We start from the raw sequence: 19,046 nt of genomic DNA, 5'->3' as shown, positions 1-19,046 counted from the left end.
CATACGGCGCGGGGGGTCGGCCCGGTAGGCGGCCGTTGGCCCGGCGGGCGGCCGTGGCGGAGGGAAACGGCAGGCATGCGTGCCCCGTACGGCGGACGCGGGTAATCTCGCCCCCATGGCCTCACGTACGTCCGGCAAGGGTTCCCAGAGCACGGCGGGCACCTCGAAGCAGCGCGCCGGAGGGGCCGCGGGTGCCGCCAAGAAGGCCCCGGTCAAGAAGGCGGCTGCCAAGAAGGCCGCGCCGTCGGCGAAGAAGAAGGCGCCCGCGAAGAAGGCGGCGCCCAAGCCCGCGCCGTCCCCCACCAACGGCGTCTTCCGCGCGGCACGTGCTGTCTGGATGGGGCTCGCGCGCGTGGTCGGCGCGATGTTCCGGGGCATAGGGCGCGGTGCGAAGGGGCTCGACCCCGCGCATCGCAAGGACGGTGTGGCGCTGCTGCTGCTCGCGCTCGCACTGATCGTCGCGGTCGGCACCTGGTCCCATCTGCGCGGGCCGGTCGGCGACCTGGTGGAGGTGCTGGTCACCGGCGCGTTCGGCCGCCTCGATCTGCTCGTGCCGATACTGCTCGGCGCGATCGCCACCCGGCTGATCCTCCACCCCGAGAAGCCGGAGGCCAACGGACGGATCGTCATCGGGCTGTCCGCGCTGGTCATCGGGGTCCTCGGACAGGTGCACGTCGGCTGCGGCGCGCCGCTGCGCGACGACACCGAGGCCATACAGGACGCGGGCGGCCTCATCGGCTGGGCGGCGGCGTCCCCGCTGCTCTACGCGATGGGCGCGGTGCTGGCCGTACCGCTGCTGATCCTGCTGACCGTCTTCGGGCTGCTCGTGGTCACCGCCACCCCCGTCGCCGCCGTCCCGCAGCGGCTGCGCTCGCTGGGTATCCGGCTGGGCCTGCTGCGGGACCACGGCGAGTACGTCGACCCGGCGGACGAGGAGGAGGCCGGGGAGTACGCCGAGGAGTGGCGCGAGCAGCCCACGCGGCGGCAGCGCCGGGCGTCCCGTACAGCCGGGAGCGCCCCCGAGCGGGCCGAGGAGGAGGCGCTGAACAGGCGGCGCGGGCCGGGCCGCGCCGGACCCGTGGAGCCTCCCGCGGACCGTTCCATGGACGCCGTGGACGTGGCGGCCGCGGCCGCCGCCGCACTGGACGGCGCCGTGCTGCACGGCGTCCAGCCCTCACCGCTGGTCGCCGGCCTCAGCAGCGGCATCTCCGGCGACCGGGCGGCCGGGGTGCCGGGTGCGCGGCCGGCCGGCGGGTCGCAGGAGCCCGCCGACGTGGAGCCGACGCTGACGGCCGCCCCCGAGCGGGGTGCGGCCGTCCCGGACCTCACCAAGCCCACGCCCGAGCCCGCCGAGCCGCTGCCGCCGCGCGCCGAGCAGCTCCAGCTCGCCGGCGACATCACCTACGCGCTGCCCTCCCTGGACCTGCTGGAGCGCGGCGGCCCCGGCAAGTCCCGCAGCGCCGCCAACGACGCGGTCGTCGCCTCGCTGACGAACGTCTTCGCGGAGTTCAAGGTCGACGCCGCCGTCACCGGCTTCACCCGCGGGCCGACGGTCACCCGCTACGAGGTCGAGCTGGGCCCGGCTGTGAAGGTCGAGCGGATCACGGCGCTGACCAAGAACATCGCGTACGCCGTGGCCAGCCCCGACGTGCGGATCATCAGCCCCATCCCGGGCAAGTCCGCGGTCGGTATCGAGATCCCCAACAGCGACCGCGAAATGGTCAACCTGGGGGACGTGCTGCGGTCCGCCGAGTCCGTCGGCGACGACCATCCGCTGCTGGTGGGGCTGGGCAAGGACGTCGAGGGCGGCTATGTCTCGGCCAACCTGGCGAAGATGCCGCACGTGCTGGTGGCCGGCGCCACCGGCTCCGGAAAGTCGTCCTGCATCAACTGCCTGATCACCTCGGTCATGGCCCGCGCGACCCCGGACGACGTGCGGATGGTGCTGGTCGACCCCAAGCGCGTCGAGCTGACCGCGTACGAGGGCATCCCGCACCTGGTCACGCCGATCATCACCAACCCCAAGCGGGCCGCCGAGGCCCTCCAGTGGGTCGTACGGGAGATGGATCTGCGGTACGACGACCTGGCGGCGTTCGGGTTCCGGCACATCGACGACTTCAACGCCGCCGTCCGCGGGGGCAAGGTCCAGCTGCCCGAAGGCAGCGAGCGTGACCTGCGGCCGTACCCGTATCTGCTGGTCATCGTGGATGAGCTGGCGGATCTGATGATGGTGGCGCCGCGCGACGTGGAGGACTCGATCGTCCGTATCACCCAGCTGGCCCGTGCGGCGGGCATCCACCTGGTGCTCGCCACCCAGCGGCCCTCGGTGGACGTGGTGACCGGTCTGATCAAGGCGAACGTGCCGTCCCGGCTCGCCTTCGCCACCTCCTCCCTCGCCGACAGCCGGGTGATCCTCGACCAGGCGGGCGCCGAGAAGCTGATCGGGAAAGGCGACAGCCTCTTCCTGCCGATGGGCGCGAACAAGCCGGTCCGCATGCAGGGCGCGTTCGTCACCGAGGCCGAGGTCGCCGCGGTCGTCGAGCACTGCAAGAACCAGATGGCGCCGGTCTTCCGGGACGACGTGACGGTCGGGACGGCGAAGAAGAAGGAGATCGACGAGGACATCGGCGACGACCTCGACCTCCTCTGTCAGGCCGCTGAGCTGGTGGTCTCCACCCAGTTCGGCTCGACCTCGATGCTCCAGCGCAAGCTGCGGGTGGGCTTCGCCAAGGCCGGGCGGCTGATGGACCTGATGGAGTCCCGGGGGATCGTCGGTCCCAGCGAAGGCTCTAAAGCCCGGGACGTTTTGGTAAAACCGGATGAATTGGATGGCGTGATCGCTGTGATCCGCGGGGAGGCTCACCCATAGCGCAGGGGAGACTCACCCGTAAGGGAAGCGCGGTCAACCGTTTCCTCTGCTGATACGTCAAGTTGAGGGAGGTGACGGACTGGTGTCCCACCATCGGTGTCGTACGGCACTCCTGATGGCGGACAAAGACCGGCCTCCCGCTTGCCCGACCCTTTCGTCCCACCCCTAGACTGAACCTCCAGCAGGTGGCTCACGCTCGAAAGGCGCCCCCGTGTCCATCGGCAACTCCTCCGAAGACGACCGTCCTTCCGTCGGTCATGCCCTCCAGCAGGCCCGCATCCAGGCCGGACTGACCGTCGATGAGGTCAGCGGCATCACCCGGGTGCGTGTACCCATCGTGCACGGGATCGAGCAGGACGACTTCTCGCGCTGCGGTGGCGACGTCTACGCGCGCGGGCACGTCCGGTCACTGGCGCGGGCCGTCGGCCTCGACCCGGCCGCGCTGATCGCCCAGTATGACGCCGAGCACGGCGGCCGGCCGGAGCCCACTCCGGCAGCGCCGCTGTTCGAGGCCGAACGGATCCGGCCCGAGCCCCGCCGCCCCAACTGGACCGCCGCGATGGTCGCCGCCATCGTCGCCGTCGTCGGCTTCGTCGGTTTCACCCTCTTCACCAGTGGCAGCGAGGACGGCGGCTCGACGGTCGCGGAGGACACCCCGCCGTCGAAGCCCGCCGCCGACCCCGCCACCCGCAAGCCCGCCGACCCCAAGCCGGAGCCGTCCACCAGCGCCATCGCCGGCGTCCCGGCCAACAAGGTCACGGTTCAGCTGACCGCCGAGAACGGCCAGAGCTGGATCTCCGCACAGGACCACAACGGGCGCCTGATCCACGAGGGCGTACTCCGCCAGGGCGACTCCAGGACCTTCACCGACAGCAAGCGGATCGACCTGGTCCTGGGCAATGCCGGGGCCGTCCAGCTCTTCGTGAACGGCAAGGAGGTCAAGGAGGTCGGGGCGGACGGGCAGGTCCAGCGGCTGAGCTACACCAAGGGAGACCCGGAGGTCGGCTGAGTTCCGCGTCGAACGGTCAGCCCTGGGCGCCAGAGGTACGTCCGGGACAAAGTAGTCTGAGCGTATGCCCGAACGCCGTACCGTCGCCCTTGTCACGCTTGGCTGCGCCCGTAATGAGGTGGACTCGGAGGAGCTGGCAGGCCGCTTGGCAGCGGACGGCTGGGAACTCGTCGAGGAAGCCGCCGACGCGGATGTCGCCGTCGTCAACACCTGCGGCTTCGTCGAAGCCGCCAAGAAGGACTCGGTCGATGCCCTGCTGGAGGCCAACGACCTCAAGGATCATGGCAGGACCCAGGCCGTCGTAGCGGTCGGCTGCATGGCCGAGCGGTACGGCAAGGAGCTGGCCGAAGCGCTGCCCGAGGCCGACGGCGTGCTCGGGTTCGACGACTACGCCGACATCTCCGACCGGCTGCAGACCATCCTCTCGGGCGGCATCCACGCCGCCCACACCCCGCGCGACCGGCGCAAGCTGCTGCCGATCAGCCCGGCGGAGCGGCAGGGCGCCTCCGGCGTGGCGCTGCCGGGCCACGGTGACGCCGACGCGCTGGCCTCAGCCCCCGAAGACCTGCCCGAGGGCCTCGCCCCGGCGTCGGGCCCGCGCGCCCCGCTGCGCCGCCGTCTGGACGCCGGCCCGGTCGCCTCGGTCAAGCTGGCCTCCGGCTGCGACCGGCGGTGCTCCTTCTGCGCCATCCCGTCCTTCCGCGGCTCCTTCATCTCCCGCCGCCCCTCCGACGTACTCGGCGAGACGCGCTGGCTCGCCGAGCAGGGCGTGAAGGAGATCATGCTGGTCTCCGAGAACAACACCTCCTACGGCAAGGACCTGGGCGACATCCGCCTGCTGGAGACGCTGCTGCCGGAGCTCGCGGCCGTGGACGGCATCGAGCGCATCCGGGTCAGCTACCTGCAGCCCGCCGAGATGCGCCCCGGCCTGATCGAGGTGCTGACCTCGACGGAGAAGGTCGCGCCCTACTTCGACCTGTCCTTCCAGCACTCGGCGCCCGGGGTGCTGCGCGCCATGCGCCGCTTCGGCGACACCGACCGCTTCCTGGAGCTGCTCGACACGATCAGGGCCAAGGCCCCGCAGGCGGGCGCCCGCTCCAACTTCATCGTCGGCTTCCCCGGCGAGACCGAGGAGGACCTGGCCGAGCTGGAGCGCTTCATCAGCAACGCGAGACTCGACGCCATCGGCGTCTTCGGCTACTCCGACGAGGATGGCACCGAGGCCGCCGGCTACGACGGCAAGCTGGACCCCGACGTGGTCGCGGAGCGGCTGGCCCACATCTCCCGGCTGGCCGAGGAGCTGACCGCGCAGCGCGCCGAGGAGCGCCTCGGGGAGACGGTCGAGGTGCTGGTCGACCGGATCGACGAGGAGGACGGGCCGGTCGGCCGGGGCGCGCACCAGGCGCCCGAGACCGACGGGCAGACCGTGCTGACCGGCGGCGCGGACCTGGAGCCCGGACGTATGGTCGTGGCGAAGGTGGTCGCGACCGAGGGCGTGGACCTCGTCGCCGAGCCGCTGCCGCTCGATGGCAGCGCATGTACCGAGGAGGCGGGGAGATGACCCAGGTGCCGGCCTCCGCCGCGGGAGGCGCCCGCCCGGGGGCCGTGTCCGTGCGCGCGGTGAGGTTGTGGAACATCGCCAACATCCTCACCATGGTGCGGCTGCTCCTTGTGCCCGGGTTCGTGTTGTTGATGTTGGCCAACGGCGGCTACGACCCGGCCTGGCGCTCCCTGGCCTGGGCGGCGTTCGCCGTCGCCATGATCACCGACCTTTTCGACGGGCATCTGGCGCGCCGGTACAACCTCGTCACCGACTTCGGCAAGATCGCCGACCCGATCGCGGACAAGGCGATCATGGGTGCCGCGCTGATCTGCCTCTCCGCGCTCGGCGATCTTCCCTGGTGGGTGACGGGCGTGATCCTCTTCCGGGAGATCGGCATCACGCTGATGCGCTTCTGGGTGATCAAACACGGGGTCATCCCCGCCAGCCGGGGCGGGAAGATGAAGACGCTGGCCCAGGGCACGGCCGTCGGGATGTACATCCTGGCCCTCACGGGACCGCTCGCCACCTTGCGCTTCTGGGTGATGGCGGTCGCCGTGGCGTTGACGGTCGCCACGGGCCTGGACTACGTGCGGCAGGCCGTCACGCTGCGGCGTGCCGGGCTCGCCGCGGAGCGCGAGCGGGCGGGCCGGGAGGCGGTGCGGTGACCGAGGCCCCGTCGCCCGCCGGCCCCGGCACGGTCCCTGGTCCGGCCGCCCGGTCCCTGGAGCTGCTGGAGCGGCGCGGAGAGACGCTGGCGGTCGCCGAATCGCTCACCGGCGGCCTGGTGGCCGCCGAGCTGACCGCGGTCCCCGGCGCCTCCCGCTCCTTCCGCGGCTCGGTGACGGCGTACGCGACCGAACTCAAGCGCACCGTGCTGGGCGTGGACGGGGCCCTGCTGGACGAGCGCGGCGCGGTCGACGGCGAGGTCGCCCGGCAGATGGCCCGGGGGGTACGGCGGGTGCTGGGCGCGGACTGGGGTGTCGCCACGACCGGCGTAGCCGGGCCCACCCCGCAGGACGGCCGGCCCGTCGGCACGGTCTACGCGGCGGTCGAGGGGCCGGGCGGTGCGGGATCGGTGGCCGCGCTGCGGCTGGACGGGGACCGCGCGGCCATCCGCGCCCAGAGCGTCCAAGCGGCCTTGGAGCTCTTGTTCGGCGAACTGATCGAAAATGCAAGGGCACAGGATACGGAACAACACGGGGGGATTTGATGTTTGCAGCCCTGAGTGAACACGTCATCGCTCCCCGCACGGGCGGAGCTGAAGGCGGTACGGTGGGGCATGAAGGATCCGGATCCGAGGTCCGAGGAGGGAGCCAGCGATGATTCTGCTCCGTCGCCTGCTGGGTGACGTGCTGCGCCGGCAGCGCCAGCGCCAGGGCCGTACTCTGCGCGAGGTCTCCTCCTCCGCCCGGGTGTCCCTCGGCTATCTGTCCGAGGTCGAACGGGGCCAGAAGGAGGCCTCGTCCGAGCTGCTCGCCGCGATCTGCGACGCCCTGGATGTACGGATGTCCCAGGTCATGCGGGAAGTGAGCGACGAACTGTCGCTCGCGGAGCTGGCGGAGTCGGCCACGGCCGGCGAGTCGGTACCGGCGCCCATGCGGCCCATGCTCAATTCGGTGACCGTGACGTCCGTGACGGGTGTTCCGGAGGAGCGGGTGACCATCAAGGCGCCCGCGGAAGCCGTGGACGTCGTCGCGGCCTGATCTCCTTCCCGCAAATTCCAGAAGCTTTTTCCGAGCCCCGGCCGGTGCCTGACGCACCGGCCGGGGCTCGGTCCGTGCTCGGTCCGTACGAAGGCCGGTTCAGCGGGTCTGTGCCATGGTGGATGAAGGACCAAAGTGAAAAAAGAGGTCTATCTGGTCGAATAGGAGGATGTTGATGTCCACCCTGAAGAGCCCTCTGTCAGATGAGAACCGCAAGACCGTGGGCGACGCGTTGCAGGGCGCACTCGTCGATCTGGTGGACCTCTCGCTTGTGGCCAAGCAGGTGCACTGGACGGTGGTGGGCCCGCGCTTCCGTTCCGTGCACCTCCAGCTCGACGAAGTGGTGGACACCGCCCGGCAGCACATGGACACCGTGGCGGAGCGCGCCTCGGCGATCGGCGTCGCCCCCGACGGCCGCGCCGGAACCGTCTCCAAGACCAGTGGTATCGACTCCGTCAGGGAGGGCTGGAGCGACGACAACGAGGCGGTGAGGACGCTGATCGCCGCGTTGCAGTCCATCATCAGGCGCATGCGTGAGCGCATCGATGTGACCGCCGAACCCGATCCGGTCACCCAGGACATCATCATCGGCCTCACCCGCGACCTGGAGAAGCATCACTGGATGTTCCAGGCGGAGAACGTGAGTGGCGGTCAGGTCTAGGGCCTGTCAGATGACCGAGAGCGGGAGTCCACGGAGCGCGGCACCGCGGATCGTCGTGCTGGGGGTCCAGCGCGGCGATCCGCCGTACCGCCTGGTGGAGGCCGGCGGTGAGTTCGTCGGCAGGGCGCATTCAGTGGTGGACGTCATCGAGATCGCCCATCGGCTGGGCATGAAGCATGTGGACCTCGACGACCCGGACACCGTCCGATGGGTGGGCGGCGACAAGTACACCTGGGTGCCGTGGCACTGATGGCCCCTCGGCCCCCGGTGATGCCGTGTGCGCCCCGCACCGACCGGTGAATGCGCCGTACGCCGGGGTGGGCAGACTCTGGGCAGCGCCAGGGCCGCGACCGTCCGGCGCGCCCCCGGCCGGAGGAGGGAGCCATGGCAGCCGTCGGAGGGGGCGGCGCCCGGTACGGCCGGGCGGCCCGGTGGATATGCGCGCTCGCGGCCGGTGCGGTCTGGTGGTGGGCGGCGGTGCGACTGGCCGTTCAGCCGGGGCGTACGGGACCTGTCGAAGGGCTGATCGCCGCGGGCGGATGGGGGCTGAGCCTGCTGCCGGTGCACTGCGTTCCCAGATCCACGGCTGACGGCGGGCGCCGGGGCGCCTGGGTGGGACGGGCCACCCGGCGGAACCCGGCGGCCGGGCCGCGCTCCGGGGCTGGGCCGTGCTCGGGGTCCGGACTCTGCTCGGAGTCCGGCCGGTCCTCCGGGTCCGGGCCGTGCTCCGGGACCGAGCCCTCAGGGCCTGGTACGGGCCGGGGCTGACGGGGCGTCCGGTGATCACTGGTCAGGCTGGCAGCCGGGGCACCAGAAGGTGACGCGTTCCCCGGCCATGGCGGTGGCGTTCGCCGGGCTCTCCCCGGTGGCCCGGATCGGGGTTCCGCAGCGCCGGCAGGGCCGGCCCGCGCGCCCGTACACCCACAACCTGCGGTCCGCGCGGGAATCGGCCGTGGTGACGCGGGCGGCGCGGTCCTTGTTGGCCTCCAGCAGCTTCTTGGCCCAGGCCGCCGCCCGCTCGGGCTGCGGAAGGTCACCCACCGGCAGCCAGGGCGGGACCCGCAGCAGGAAGCACAGCTCGCACTTGTACACATTGCCGATCCCGGCGAGGTTGCGCTGGTCCAGCAGGGCCTCGCCGAGCGGACGGGAGGGGTCGGCCAGCAGCCGGCGCAGGGCCTCGTCCGGGTCCCAGTCGGGGCCGAGGAGATCGGGGCCGAGATGCCCCACCACACGGTCCTCGTCCGCCGTACGCAGCAGGTCCAGAACCGGCAGCCGGTAGCCGACGGCGGTGCGCTCGGCGGTGGCCAGGACGGCGCGGATCTGGTGCCCCGGTCCGCCGCGCCACCGCTCACCGGCGCCGTAGACGTGCCACGCGCCGTCCATCCGCAGATGGGAGTGGAGGGTCAGGCCGCCCTCGACACGGGTGAGGAGGTGCTTGCCGCGCGGGGTGACCTCCGTGACCATCCGGCCGGTGAGGTCGGCGGTCGCCAGCCGGGGGACGCGCAGCTCGCAGCGGACGAGGCGGTCGCCGGCGAGGGCCTGGTGGAGGCGGCGCGCCGTCTGCCAGACGGTGTCTCCTTCGGGCATGGACCCCATGATGCCGCCGGGGAACGCGGGACGGGGCGCTCACCTGCCGCGCAGCCGCAACCCGCGCGGTGTCGCGTGGAAGCCCGCCTCCTCCAGCATCCGGCCTATGGGGGAGGACAGGGCCGGGGAGCCGTTGATCCGCTCCACGGTGACCGTGCCGAGGGTGCCCGCGCGGGCGGCGGCCCCCAGCGCCTCCACCGCCGTACGCAGACGCATGTCGTCGGCCGGGGACTCGTCCCCCAGCGCGACCGCTGGGAGGTGCCCCCAGGCCTGGCCCGCGGGCCAGGCCAGCAGGGTCTTGCCGCCGCGCTCCATGTAGAGGGCGAGGTCGCCGTCGACCAGGGCGACCAGCGAGCCGGCCTTGCGGCCCGGCCTGTGCCCGGCCCCCGTGGGCGGCTCGGGCCAGGGCAGCGCGGCTCCGTAGGCGTTGGCCGGGTCGGCGGCGGCCAGGAGCACGGCCCGCTCGGTCGCCTGCGGCACCGGAGGCGCCCCGAACGGGACTCCTCCCCTGGGGGCACCCCCAGCGTTGGCTGGGGGAGTCAGCCGGGCGACTTCGGCATGGGAGGTACCCCCAGCGGCCGCGAGGCCGGCGGTCCGCTCGCGGGCGGCGCTGACCGCGCGCAGCCGGTCCACCGCGCCGTCCATGGCGAACTGGGCGGCGCCCAGCCCCTCGACCACGTAGCCCCGGCGGGCCTGGCCGGTCTCCTCGAACGCCGACAGCACCCGGTACGCGGCGGAGAAGCCGCCCTCGACGCCTTCGGCCGCCACGGCACCGCGGGTGACGACGCCATGGCGGTCCAGCAGCGCACGGGCCAGGGCGTGGGCGCGGTGGGTGGCGTCCGGCTCCCGCTCGGGCAGCAGGGACCAGCGCCCGGCGACCGTCGGCGGGCCGCTCCGGGAAGCGGTGGTGCGGCCGGGGACCGCGGCGCGGCCGGTGAACGTGCCGTACCGGCCGCGCGGGACGGTGCGCCGGGCGCGGTGGGCGGTGGCGCCCGCCGTACGGCCCGAGCCGAGGAGCGCGCGCAGCGGCGCCAGGGTGTCGTTGGTCAGCCGGCCGGACCAGGCCAGGTCCCACACGGCGTCGGCCAGTTGCGGATCGGCGCAGTCCGGGAGCGTGGCGCGGACCTGGTCGGCGATCTGCCGGAAGAACAGCCCGTACCCCCCGGAGAGGGCGTCCAGCACGGCCTGGTGCAGCGGGCTCGTCTCCAGGGCGTGCGGGGGGTGCAGGAGCAGGGGGGCGGCCTCGGCGAGGTGGAGGGAGACCCAGCCGTCCCTGCCGGGCAGCGCCCCGGCCCCGGCCCAGACCACCTCGCCCGAGGCGGTGAGCTCGTCCAGCATCGTCGGGCTGTAGTCGACGACCCGGGACGGCAGGACGAGCTTCTCAAGGGCGGAGGCGGGGACCGGGGCACCCTGGAGCTGCTCGATGGCGCGCACCAGGCCGTCGATGCCGCGCAGGCTGTTCGTGCCCAGATGCTGCCACTGCGGCAGGAACGCGGCGAGAGCGGCGGGCGGCACCGGCTCCAACTCCTGGCGCAGCGCGGCAAGTGAGCGGCGGCGCAGCCGGCGCAGCACCGCCGCGTCGCACCACTCCTGCCCGATGCCCGCCGGATGGAACTCGCCCAGGAGCACCCTGCCGTCGGCGGCGAGGCGGTGCAGTACGCCGTCGGTGACGGCCTCACCGAGGCCGAACCGGGCGGCCGCCTGGGCTGAGGTGAACGGGCCGTGCGTCCGCGCGAACCGGGCGAGCAGATCGCCGAGCGGATCCTTGACGGGCTCGGTGAAGGCCTCCGGGACCCCCACCGGCAGCGCGGTACCCAGCGCGTCCCGGAGGCGGCCCGCGTCCTCCACGGCGGCCCAGTGGTCCCGGCCGGCGATCCGGACCCGGATCGCCCGGCGGGCTGCCGCCAGGTCGTCGATCCACGACGGCTCGGCGCCGCGCTCGGCCAGCTCGCCGCCGGTGAGCGGGCCGAGCAGCCGCAGCAGGTCGGCGACGCTCTCGCGGTCCTTGGCCCGCCGGTCCTCGGTGAGCCACTGCAGCTCGCGCTCCAGCTCGCCGAGGACCTCGGCGTCGAGCAGTTCGCGCAGCTCCGCCTGGCCCAGCAGCTCGGCCAGCAGCCGCGAGTCCAGGGAGAGCGCCGCGGCGCGCCGCTCGGCCAGCGGCGAGTCGCCCTCGTACAGGAACTGCGCCACATAGCCGAACAGCAGTGAGCGGGCGAACGGCGACGGCTCCGGAGTCGTCACCTCGACCAGCCGCACCCGGCGGGCCTCGATGTCCGCCATCAGCTCGGCGAGGCCCGGAACGTCGAACACGTCCTGGAGGCATTCCCGGACGGCTTCGAGCACGATCGGGAACGAACCGAACTCGCTCGCCACCTGCAGCAGCTGCGCCGCGCGCTGGCGCTGCTGCCACAGCGGGGTGCGCTTTCCGGGATCGCGCCGGGGGAGTAGCAGGGCGCGCGCGGCGCACTCCCGGAACCGGGCGGCGAACAGCGCCGAGCCGCCCACCTGATCGGTGACGATCTGATCGACCTCGCCCTTGTCGAACGCGACGTCGGCCGCCCCGACGGGGGACTGCTCGGTGTCGTACTCCCGGCCGCGGGCGGCGGGATCGTCGTCCAGGAAGTCCAGCCCCATCACGTCCGCGTCCGGCAGCCGCAGCACGATGCCGTCGTCCGCGTGCATCACCTGGGCGTTCATGCCGTACCGCTCGGTGAGGCGGGCGCCGAGGGCCAGCGCCCACGGCGCGTGCACCTGGGCGCCGAAGGGCGAGTGGACGACCACCCGCCAGTCGCCCAGCTCGTCCCGGAACCGCTCGACCACGATCGTCCGGTCGTCCGGGACGTGGCCGCACGCCTGCTTCTGCTCCGCGAGGTAGCCGAGCACGTTGTCGGCCGCCCAGTCGTCCAGGCCGGCCGAGGCCAGCCGCTCCCGGGCGGTCTCCGGGGCCATGCCGCCGATCTCGCGGAGGAACGCGCCCAGCGCGCGGCCCAGTTCGAGCGGGCGGCCGAGCTGGTCGCCCTTCCAGAACGGCAGCCGGCCGGGAACCCCGGGCGCGGGGGTGACCAGCACACGGTCGCGCGTGATGTCCTCGATGCGCCAAGAGGTCGTACCGAGGGTGAAGACGTCCCCCACGCGTGACTCGTAGACCATCTCCTCGTCCAGCTCACCGACCCGGCCTCCGCCCCGCTTGGGGTCGGCACCGGCGAGGAAGACGCCGAACAGGCCGCGGTCGGGGATGGTGCCACCGGAGGTGACCGCGAGCCGCTGCGCGCCCGGCCGCCCGGTGACCGTCCCCGCGACCCGGTCCCACACCAGACGCGGCCGCAGCTCCGCGAAGGCGTCCGACGGATAGCGGCCCGCGAGCATGTCGAGCACCGCGGTGAAGGCCGATTCGGGCAGGGCGGCGAAGGGCGCCGCGCGGCGCACCACGGCCAGCAGCTCGTCCACGTCCCAGGTGTCCATCGCCGTCATGGCGACCAACTGCTGCGCGAGCACATCCAGTGGATTGGCGGGGACCCGCAGCGACTCGATGGCGCCGGTGCGCATCCGCTCGGTGACCACCGCCGCCTGCACCAGGTCGCCGCGGTACTTGGGGAAGACGACCCCGGTGGACACCGCGCCCACCTGGTGCCCGGCCCGGCCCACCCGCTGGAGGCCCGAGGCCACCGACGGCGGCGACTCGACCTGGACGACGAGATCGACCGCGCCCATGTCGATGCCCAGCTCCAGGCTGGAGGTGGCGACGACGGCCGGCAGCCGGCCCGCCTTGAGGTCTTCCTCGACCTGGGCCCGCTGCTCCTTGGAGACCGAGCCGTGGTGGGCGCGGGCGAGCAGCGCCGGGGCGCCTCTGGCGGCTCCGGACTCGGCCATCAGCTCGGCGGGGGAGTGGTCCTCCGGCAGCGGCTCTCCGGTGGTGCGCTCGTACGCGATCTCGTTGAGCCGGTTGCACAGCCGCTCCGCCAGGCGGCGGGAGTTGGCGAAGACGATGGTGGAACGGTGCGCCTGCACCAGGTCCGCGATGCGCTCCTCCACATGCGGCCAGATCGAGGGCTTCTCGCCCGTGTCACCGTCCTGGACCGGGGACCCGCCCAGCTCGCCGAGGTCCTCCACCGGGACGACCACGGAGAGGTCGAACTCCTTGCCGGACGGGGGCTGGACGATCTCCACCTTGCGGCGCGGCGACAGGAAGCGCGCCACCTCGTCCACCGGCCGCACGGTCGCTGACAGGCCGATCCGCCGGGCCGGGGTCTCCAGCAGCTCGTCCAGCCGCTCCAGGGTCAGCGCCAGATGCGCGCCGCGTTTGGTCCCTGCGACGGCGTGCACCTCGTCGAGGATGACCGTCTCCACCCCGCTGAGCGCCTCCCGCGCCGCGGAGGTGAGCATCAGGAACAGCGATTCGGGCGTGGTGATCAGGATGTCCGGCGGGCGCGTGGCGATGGCTCGCCGCTCGGCGGCCGGTGTGTCGCCGGAGCGGATGGCGACCTTGACCTCCGGCTCGGGCAGCCCGAGCCGGACCGCTTCGTGCCGGATGCCGGTGAGCGGGCTGCGCAGATTGCGCTCGACGTCCACCGCCAGGGCCTTCAACGGAGACACGTACAGCACGCGGCACCGCTTGCGGGCCTCGGCGGGCGGCGGACCGCTCGCCAGCCGGTCGAGCGCCGCCAGGAACGCCGCCAGGGTCTTGCCCGAGCCGGTCGGCGCCACCACCAGCACGTCCGAGCCCTCGCCGATCGCCCGCCACGCCCCTTCCTGCGCGGCCGTGGGCGCGTTGAAGGCCCCGGTGAACCACCCGCGGGTGGCCGGGGAGAAGTCGTGGAGCGCCGACCTGACCATGCCCCCAATCGTGCACCGCACCACTGACAACCGGCCCCACCCGCAGGTCAGCGCCGTGCGGGCGGGGCGCAGAATGGATGCCATGGGCAGCGGGGAGAGCGCACGGCACTGGCAGCACCCCGAGCTGCCGGGGGTCGACCTGCTGCGGGCCCGCTACATCCGCAAGGCCTTCGTCACGCACACCCATGACACCTTCGTCATCGCCGCGATCACCCACGGCATCGAGGAGTTCCGGCACCGGGGCGACATGGAGCGGGTCGGCTCCGGCGGGGTGGCGCTGCTCAACCCGGACGTACCGCACACCGGGCATGCCGGAGTGCCGGAGGGGTGGCGGTACCAGGTGCTCTACCCGGCCCCGGAGCTGATCGCGGACATCGCGGCGGAGACCGCGGCGATCCGCGGCACCGCCGGATTCCGTGCCGTCGTGATCGAGGACGACCGGCGCAGCCACCGCCTCGTCACCGAGGTGCACCGGGCGGCGGAGGAGGGCAACGCACTGGCCGCCGACAGCCTGCTGCGGATCGCGGTCGCCCGGATGCTGCGGCTGTACGGCGCGCCTCTCGCGCCGCGCACGGTGCCCGGCGCCGGCGCGCGCAACGCCGCCCGCGCCCGTGCCGTGCTGGAGGAACGCATGGCCGACCCGCCGTCGCTCGGCACGCTCGCCGCCGAACTGGGCACCAGCCCCTTCTCGCTGCTGCGCGCGTTCCGGGACACCTATGGAATGCCACCGCACACCTGGCTCACCGATGCCCGGGTGCGGCGCGCCCGCCGCCTCCTGGACGCGGGCACACCGCCCGCGCAGGCGGCCGTGACCGTCGGCTTCACCGACCAGCCGCACCTGAACCGGCACTTCACCCGCATCGTCGGGGTGCCGCCGGGCGCCTACCGGCGGGAACGCAAGAACGTACAAGACCGTGGGTGACCACGCCTCCTAGCGTGCGAGGCGTGGCAGAACCAACAGCACCAAGTCCAACAGACATACCCCTCGACGGCGGTCCCGCGGCGGACCGGCCCGTGATCCGCGACGCGCTGGGCGTCGGTGTCGCGGTCGGACTCTCCGGGTTCGCGTTCGGTGTGACCTCCGCCGACGCAGGGCTCGACGTGCTCCAGACCTGTGCGCTCAGCCTGTTCGTCTTCACCGGCGCCTCCCAGTTCGCCCTGGTCAGCGCGGTGGCCGCGGGCGGGACCCCGCTCACCGCCGCCGCCGGGGCGTTCTTCCTGGGGGTCCGGAACGCCTTCTACGGGATGCGGCTGTCCGGGATCCTGCGGCTTCCCCGCGCCGTGCGGCCGTTCGCCGCGCACTGGGTCATCGACGAGACGGCCGCCGTCGCCTTCGCCCAGCGCGACCGGCGATCGGCGCGGCTCGGATTCACCGTCACAGGGGCGACACTTTTCGCATTGTGGAATCTCACTACCCTGGTCGGTGCCCTGGGGGCGTCCGCGCTCGGCGACACCGACGCCTGGGGGCTGGACGCCGCCGGGCCCGCGGTCTTCCTCGCCCTGCTGGCGCCGAAGCTCCAGAGCGGTACGGAGCGGGCGGTCGCCGCGCTCGGTGTGCTGCTGGTGCTGGCGTCTGTGCCCGTGCTGCCCGCCGGAGTGCCGGTGCTGGTGGCCGCCCTCGCCGCACCCCTGGTCCTCGCCGTCCAGGGACGCACCGGCGGCCGGAGCGCCGAGCCGAGCGGTGAGCAGGCTGGGCCGAGCGAGGCCCGGGAGATCGGCGCGGAGATCGGGGAGGGAACACGTTGAACACCTGGATCGCCATCGCGGCGACCGCGCTCGGCTGCTACCTGGTCAAGCTGCTGGGGCTGTCGGTGCCCGCCGGGGTGCTGGAGCGCCCGGCCGTCAAACGGCTGGCGGCACTGGTGCCGGTCGCGCTGCTGGCCGCCCTCACCGCACAGCAGACCTTCAGCGACGCCCACACCCTGATGATCGACGCCCGCGCGGCCGGGGTCGGCGCCGCCGCGCTCGCCTTGCTGCTGCGCGCGCCCTTTCTGGTGGTGGTAGGAGCGGCGGTGGTGGTGGCCGCGGCCGTCAGAGCGCTGGCCGGCTAGCGCGGCGCGCCCATGGGGTCCCGCGGACTGCGGGACCCCATGGGCGCGTGCGGCTGCATCAAGCGCCGAGCTGTGTAGCCCCTGGGAGGAGCGGCCCCACGCACGCGTGGGGCCGCGGTTCAGGCGATCTTCCGCCCGTATGCGCGCAGTGTCAGCAGGGCCTCGATGGTCACGATCGGCCGCGACTCCAGTGCCGTACCCGGGGCCCATACGCGCCATCTGATCGGCCAGCCGCCGTCCTCCTCCTGCGTGGCCGCCAAGAAGTCCAGGGAGCGCGCCATCTCCTCGTCGCTGAACCACCGGCGGCCGAGCGAGTCCGGTGTCCGCGCGAAGTCGTACGCGTAGTGGTACTCGCCCGGGGCGTAGCCCTCCGGCAGCGGATGGTCGGCCGCGCGGTCCGGATCCAGCACCACCAGCCCCTGCTCGCGCACGCTCCGGCCGAGCCGCTCGGCCAGCACCTCCGCGCGCGGGCGGTCCGGCGCCCCGTCCAGGAACGCGACCGCCGCCCGCACCTCGTACGGATGTGTCCGCGCGCCGCCCGCCAGCGCCCCGACCGCCGCCCAGCAGAAGTCCGTGGCCCGGAAGAGCCACGCGTGCCACACCTCATTGCCGTGCAGCAGGCCCACCACCGGGCCCGTGGTCAGCAGCGCGCTCGGCGGATGGTCGCGTACCGGGATCCAGGGGGCCGCCGGGTAGCCGCGCAAAGACGGGTGTACCGCCGGTAGAGCGCCGTCCGGCGTGGAGACCCGCGTCAGATAGCGGCAGATCCGCTCCACGCGCTGCCCGCCGCACCGGCCGATCGAGTCCAGTACGCGCAGTCCCTGCGCGGTGTGCAGCGGCTGGCTCACCGGTCCCCGCAGATCCGGCTCCAGCGCGTGGCCGAAACCGCCGTCCGCCCGCTCGTACGCGGTGAGCGCGGCCTCGACCGGGTCGGCGCCGCCGTCCAGGAAGTGGAACGCGAATCGGTGCTGCTCCAGGACGCGGGCGGTCAGCCAGACGAACTGCTCGGCGCGGGCACAAGGAGCCAGGGACGCTGCTTCGGTACGGTCCATGCTCCGACCGTAGGCCGGAACGAGCCGCCGGACAGCGGCTCACGCTCAGCAGCACTCTCAGGGGCGGGATACTGGTCGCATGCGGTTGACGGTCTTCTGGCAGCGGATGGCGGACTACTTCGGCGAGGGCTACGCCGACTCCTTCGCGCGCGATCACGTGATGTCTGAGCTCGGCGGCAGGACCGTCCATGAGGCGCTGGCCGCGGGCTGGGAGGCCAAGGACGTGTGGCGCGGCGTGTGCAGCGCCCTGGACATCCCGTACGACAGGCGCTGAGCGACACGCTCCGCGCCCTCGCCGCTCCGGATACCCGGGCACTTCCCGGTGCGGCGCTGGCCGGATTCCCGGTGCGGGGCTGGCCGGATCGGTGCGCGGCGCGTAGGCCACACTGGGCGGGTGGCCACCACCGAAGAGACGCTCCCCGAAGACGGCGCCGCGACCGGCGCCCCCGCGCGGCCGGACGCGCGGATGCCCGCCTGGCTGCCGCGCGCCATGGTGCTGGCCCTCGCCCTGGTGGCCTGCTTCCGCCTCGCCACCTGGGCGTTCGACCAGCTGACCGGGCTGCTGCTCAACCTCCTGATCGCGTTCTTCCTGGGGCTCGCGGTCGAGCCCGCGGTGGACCGGATGGCCGCGCGGGGCGTGCGCCGGGGCGTGGCCACCGCTGTCGTCTTCCTCGGCATACTCGTCGCCGTCGCCGGGTTCTTCACGCTGCTCGGCTCGATGCTCGCGGGCCAGATCGTCACCATGGTCGACGACTTCCCCAAGTACCTGGACCAGGTGATCCGCTGGATCAACGCGACGTTCCACACCGAGCTGTCACGCGTGGAGATCCAGGACAGCCTGCTGCACTCCGAGTGGCTGCGGAAGTACGTCAAGGACAGCGCCGACAACGTCCTGGACGTGTCCGCAGCCGTCCTCGGCGGGCTCTTCCAGGCCCTGACGGTGATGCTCTTCGCCTTTTACTTCGCCGCCGACGGCCCCCGGCTGCGCCGCACCCTGTGCTCCATGCTGCCGCCCCACCGGCAGACCGAGGTGCTGCGCGCCTGGGAGATCGCGGTCGCCAAGACCGGCGGCTACCTCTACTCGCGCGGCCTCATGGCGCTGATCTCAGGTGTGGCGCACTACGTCCTGCTGGAGAGCCTGGGCGTGCCCTACGCCCCGGCGCTGGCCGTCTGGGTGGGGCTGATCTCGCAGTTCATCCCGACCATCGGCACCTACATGGCGGGTGCGCTGCCGATGCTGATCGCGTTCACGGTCGACCCCTGGTACGCGGTGTGGGTGTTCGGCTTCGTGGTGGTCTACCAGCAGTTCGAGAACTATCTGCTGCAGCCGAGGATCACCGCCAGGACCGTGGACATCCATCCTGCCGTCGCCTTCGGCTCGGTGATCGCGGGGACCGCGCTGCTGGGCGCGGTGGGTGCCCTGATCGCCATCCCGGCGACCGCGACCCTGCAGGCGTTCCTCGGGGCGTACATCAAGCGCTACGACGTCACCGACGATCCGCGGGTCCACGGACGGCCGCGGCGGGAGCGCCGGGCCTCGGTGCTCGCGCGGGCCCGCGGCGCGCTGGTGCGGCGCGGTTGACACGGAAGCGGCCCGGTTGACACGAAAATCGAACATCCATTCTCATGGGTGTTCCGGCCCGGGTTTTCCACAGGCCGGCCGCCGTCCGGGCGCATTGTCAGTGGCAGGCGTTAGCGTCATGGACGTGAAGCGATCGACTCAAGCAAACCGGGTGGA

16 protein-coding genes are annotated in these 19,046 nt (G+C 72.9%); 13 read left to right on the top strand and 3 right to left on the bottom strand.

The genetic code is table 11. The features are described 5' to 3' along the window. Positions 1-115: 115 nt before the first annotated feature. The 8 genes from ACQUSR_RS07965 to ACQUSR_RS07930 all read left to right on the top strand — a co-directional run bounded on the left by ACQUSR_RS07965 (position 116) and on the right by ACQUSR_RS07930 (position 8,035). Positions 116-2,869: a DNA translocase FtsK gene (locus ACQUSR_RS07965; RefSeq protein WP_431041857.1), complete on the top strand. Its 2,754-nt coding sequence runs from the start codon at positions 116-118 to the stop codon at positions 2,867-2,869. Between the two features lie 211 nt (positions 2,870-3,080). Continuing rightward, entirely contained in the window at positions 3,081-3,878 is a 798-nt protein-coding gene (locus ACQUSR_RS07960) for a helix-turn-helix domain-containing protein (RefSeq protein ID WP_431041856.1), read from the top strand. A gap of 64 nt (positions 3,879-3,942) precedes the next feature. After that, a complete protein-coding gene (gene rimO, locus ACQUSR_RS07955; RefSeq protein WP_431041855.1) occupies positions 3,943-5,439 on the top strand; it encodes a 30S ribosomal protein S12 methylthiotransferase RimO in 1,497 nt (498 codons plus the stop codon). Beyond that, entirely contained in the window at positions 5,436-6,086 is a 651-nt protein-coding gene (gene pgsA / locus ACQUSR_RS07950) for a CDP-diacylglycerol--glycerol-3-phosphate 3-phosphatidyltransferase (protein ID WP_431041854.1), read from the top strand. Before rimO ends, pgsA begins: the two co-directional genes overlap by 4 nt. Beyond that, a complete protein-coding gene (locus ACQUSR_RS07945) occupies positions 6,083-6,631 on the top strand; it encodes a CinA family protein (protein ID WP_431041853.1) in 549 nt (182 codons plus the stop codon). The genes pgsA and ACQUSR_RS07945 overlap by 4 nt, the downstream gene beginning before the upstream one ends. 109 nt (positions 6,632-6,740) lie before the next feature. Continuing rightward, positions 6,741-7,124, top strand: coding sequence for a helix-turn-helix domain-containing protein (locus ACQUSR_RS07940; protein WP_431041852.1), 384 nt, complete (start codon positions 6,741-6,743; stop codon positions 7,122-7,124). Between the two features lie 175 nt (positions 7,125-7,299). Beyond that, positions 7,300-7,785 carry a Dps family protein gene (locus tag ACQUSR_RS07935; protein ID WP_431041851.1) on the top strand — a complete coding sequence of 162 codons (486 nt, stop codon included), beginning with the start codon at positions 7,300-7,302 and terminating at the stop codon, positions 7,783-7,785. Between the two features lie 10 nt (positions 7,786-7,795). Beyond that, on the top strand, positions 7,796-8,035 hold the full coding sequence (locus ACQUSR_RS07930; protein WP_431041850.1) for a hypothetical protein: 240 nt from the start codon (positions 7,796-7,798) through the stop codon (positions 8,033-8,035). A 533-nt stretch (positions 8,036-8,568) separates the two neighbouring features. Here ACQUSR_RS07930 and ACQUSR_RS07925 read toward each other — a convergent pair. Together ACQUSR_RS07925 and ACQUSR_RS07920 are read right to left on the bottom strand one after the other, a co-directional pair. Beyond that, on the bottom strand, positions 8,569-9,372 hold the full coding sequence (locus tag ACQUSR_RS07925) for a DNA-formamidopyrimidine glycosylase family protein (protein ID WP_431041849.1): 804 nt from the start codon (positions 9,370-9,372) through the stop codon (positions 8,569-8,571). Between the two features lie 39 nt (positions 9,373-9,411). After that, on the bottom strand, positions 9,412-14,205 hold the full coding sequence (locus ACQUSR_RS07920) for an ATP-dependent helicase (protein WP_431041848.1): 4,794 nt from the start codon (positions 14,203-14,205) through the stop codon (positions 9,412-9,414). 10 nt (positions 14,206-14,215) lie between these two features. Between ACQUSR_RS07920 and ACQUSR_RS07915 the strand changes: the two genes are divergently transcribed. Genes ACQUSR_RS07915 through ACQUSR_RS07905 form a run of 3 tightly spaced genes read left to right on the top strand, consistent with a single transcriptional unit; the run spans position 14,216 to position 16,256 of the window. Next, positions 14,216-15,127, top strand: coding sequence for an AraC family transcriptional regulator (locus ACQUSR_RS07915; RefSeq protein WP_431041847.1), 912 nt, complete (start codon positions 14,216-14,218; stop codon positions 15,125-15,127). A gap of 23 nt (positions 15,128-15,150) precedes the next feature. Beyond that, the gene (locus ACQUSR_RS07910; protein WP_431041846.1) at positions 15,151-15,951 is read left to right on the top strand and encodes an AzlC family ABC transporter permease; all 801 of its coding nucleotides are present in this window, start codon (positions 15,151-15,153) and stop codon (positions 15,949-15,951) included. Then, a complete protein-coding gene (locus ACQUSR_RS07905; RefSeq protein WP_431041845.1) occupies positions 15,948-16,256 on the top strand; it encodes an AzlD domain-containing protein in 309 nt (102 codons plus the stop codon). Before ACQUSR_RS07910 ends, ACQUSR_RS07905 begins: the two co-directional genes overlap by 4 nt. Before the next feature lie 119 nt (positions 16,257-16,375). Here the strand turns inward: ACQUSR_RS07905 and ACQUSR_RS07900 are convergent, their stop codons facing one another. Then, positions 16,376-17,308 carry a hypothetical protein gene (locus ACQUSR_RS07900; protein WP_431041844.1) on the bottom strand — a complete coding sequence of 311 codons (933 nt, stop codon included), beginning with the start codon at positions 17,306-17,308 and terminating at the stop codon, positions 16,376-16,378. Between the two features lie 79 nt (positions 17,309-17,387). Here ACQUSR_RS07900 and ACQUSR_RS07895 point away from each other — a divergent pair, with 79 nt between their 5' ends. Then, positions 17,388-17,582, top strand: coding sequence for a DUF3046 domain-containing protein (locus tag ACQUSR_RS07895; RefSeq protein WP_431041843.1), 195 nt, complete (start codon positions 17,388-17,390; stop codon positions 17,580-17,582). 120 nt (positions 17,583-17,702) lie between these two features. Further along, positions 17,703-18,890, top strand: a complete 1,188-nt coding sequence (locus ACQUSR_RS07890) for an AI-2E family transporter (RefSeq protein ID WP_431041842.1) — start codon at positions 17,703-17,705, stop codon at positions 18,888-18,890. Positions 18,891-19,046: the final 156 nt, after the last annotated feature.

Origin of the sequence: Streptomyces sp. P1-3 (assembly GCF_050613155.1) — a bacterium.
Taxonomy (GTDB): Bacteria; Actinomycetota; Actinomycetes; order Streptomycetales; family Streptomycetaceae; genus Streptomyces.
This window is presented reverse-complemented; position numbering and strand designations above follow the sequence as displayed.

Excerpts from the sequence above, each read along its gene's own strand:
- ACQUSR_RS07965 (WP_431041857.1), top strand. The coding sequence starts at position 116 with ATGGCCTCACGTACGTCCGGCAAGGGTTCCCAGAGCACGGCGGGCACC.
- rimO (WP_431041855.1), top strand. The coding sequence starts at position 3,943 with ATGCCCGAACGCCGTACCGTCGCCCTTGTCACGCTTGGCTGCGCCCGT.
- pgsA (WP_431041854.1), top strand. The coding sequence starts at position 5,436 with ATGACCCAGGTGCCGGCCTCCGCCGCGGGAGGCGCCCGCCCGGGGGCC.
- ACQUSR_RS07940 (WP_431041852.1), top strand. The coding sequence starts at position 6,741 with ATGATTCTGCTCCGTCGCCTGCTGGGTGACGTGCTGCGCCGGCAGCGC.
- ACQUSR_RS07935 (WP_431041851.1), top strand. The coding sequence starts at position 7,300 with ATGTCCACCCTGAAGAGCCCTCTGTCAGATGAGAACCGCAAGACCGTG.
- ACQUSR_RS07930 (WP_431041850.1), top strand. The coding sequence starts at position 7,796 with ATGACCGAGAGCGGGAGTCCACGGAGCGCGGCACCGCGGATCGTCGTG.
- ACQUSR_RS07925 (WP_431041849.1), bottom strand. The coding sequence starts at position 9,372 with ATGCCCGAAGGAGACACCGTCTGGCAGACGGCGCGCCGCCTCCACCAG.
- ACQUSR_RS07920 (WP_431041848.1), bottom strand. The coding sequence starts at position 14,205 with ATGGTCAGGTCGGCGCTCCACGACTTCTCCCCGGCCACCCGCGGGTGG.
- ACQUSR_RS07900 (WP_431041844.1), bottom strand. The coding sequence starts at position 17,308 with ATGGACCGTACCGAAGCAGCGTCCCTGGCTCCTTGTGCCCGCGCCGAG.
- ACQUSR_RS07895 (WP_431041843.1), top strand. The coding sequence starts at position 17,388 with ATGCGGTTGACGGTCTTCTGGCAGCGGATGGCGGACTACTTCGGCGAG.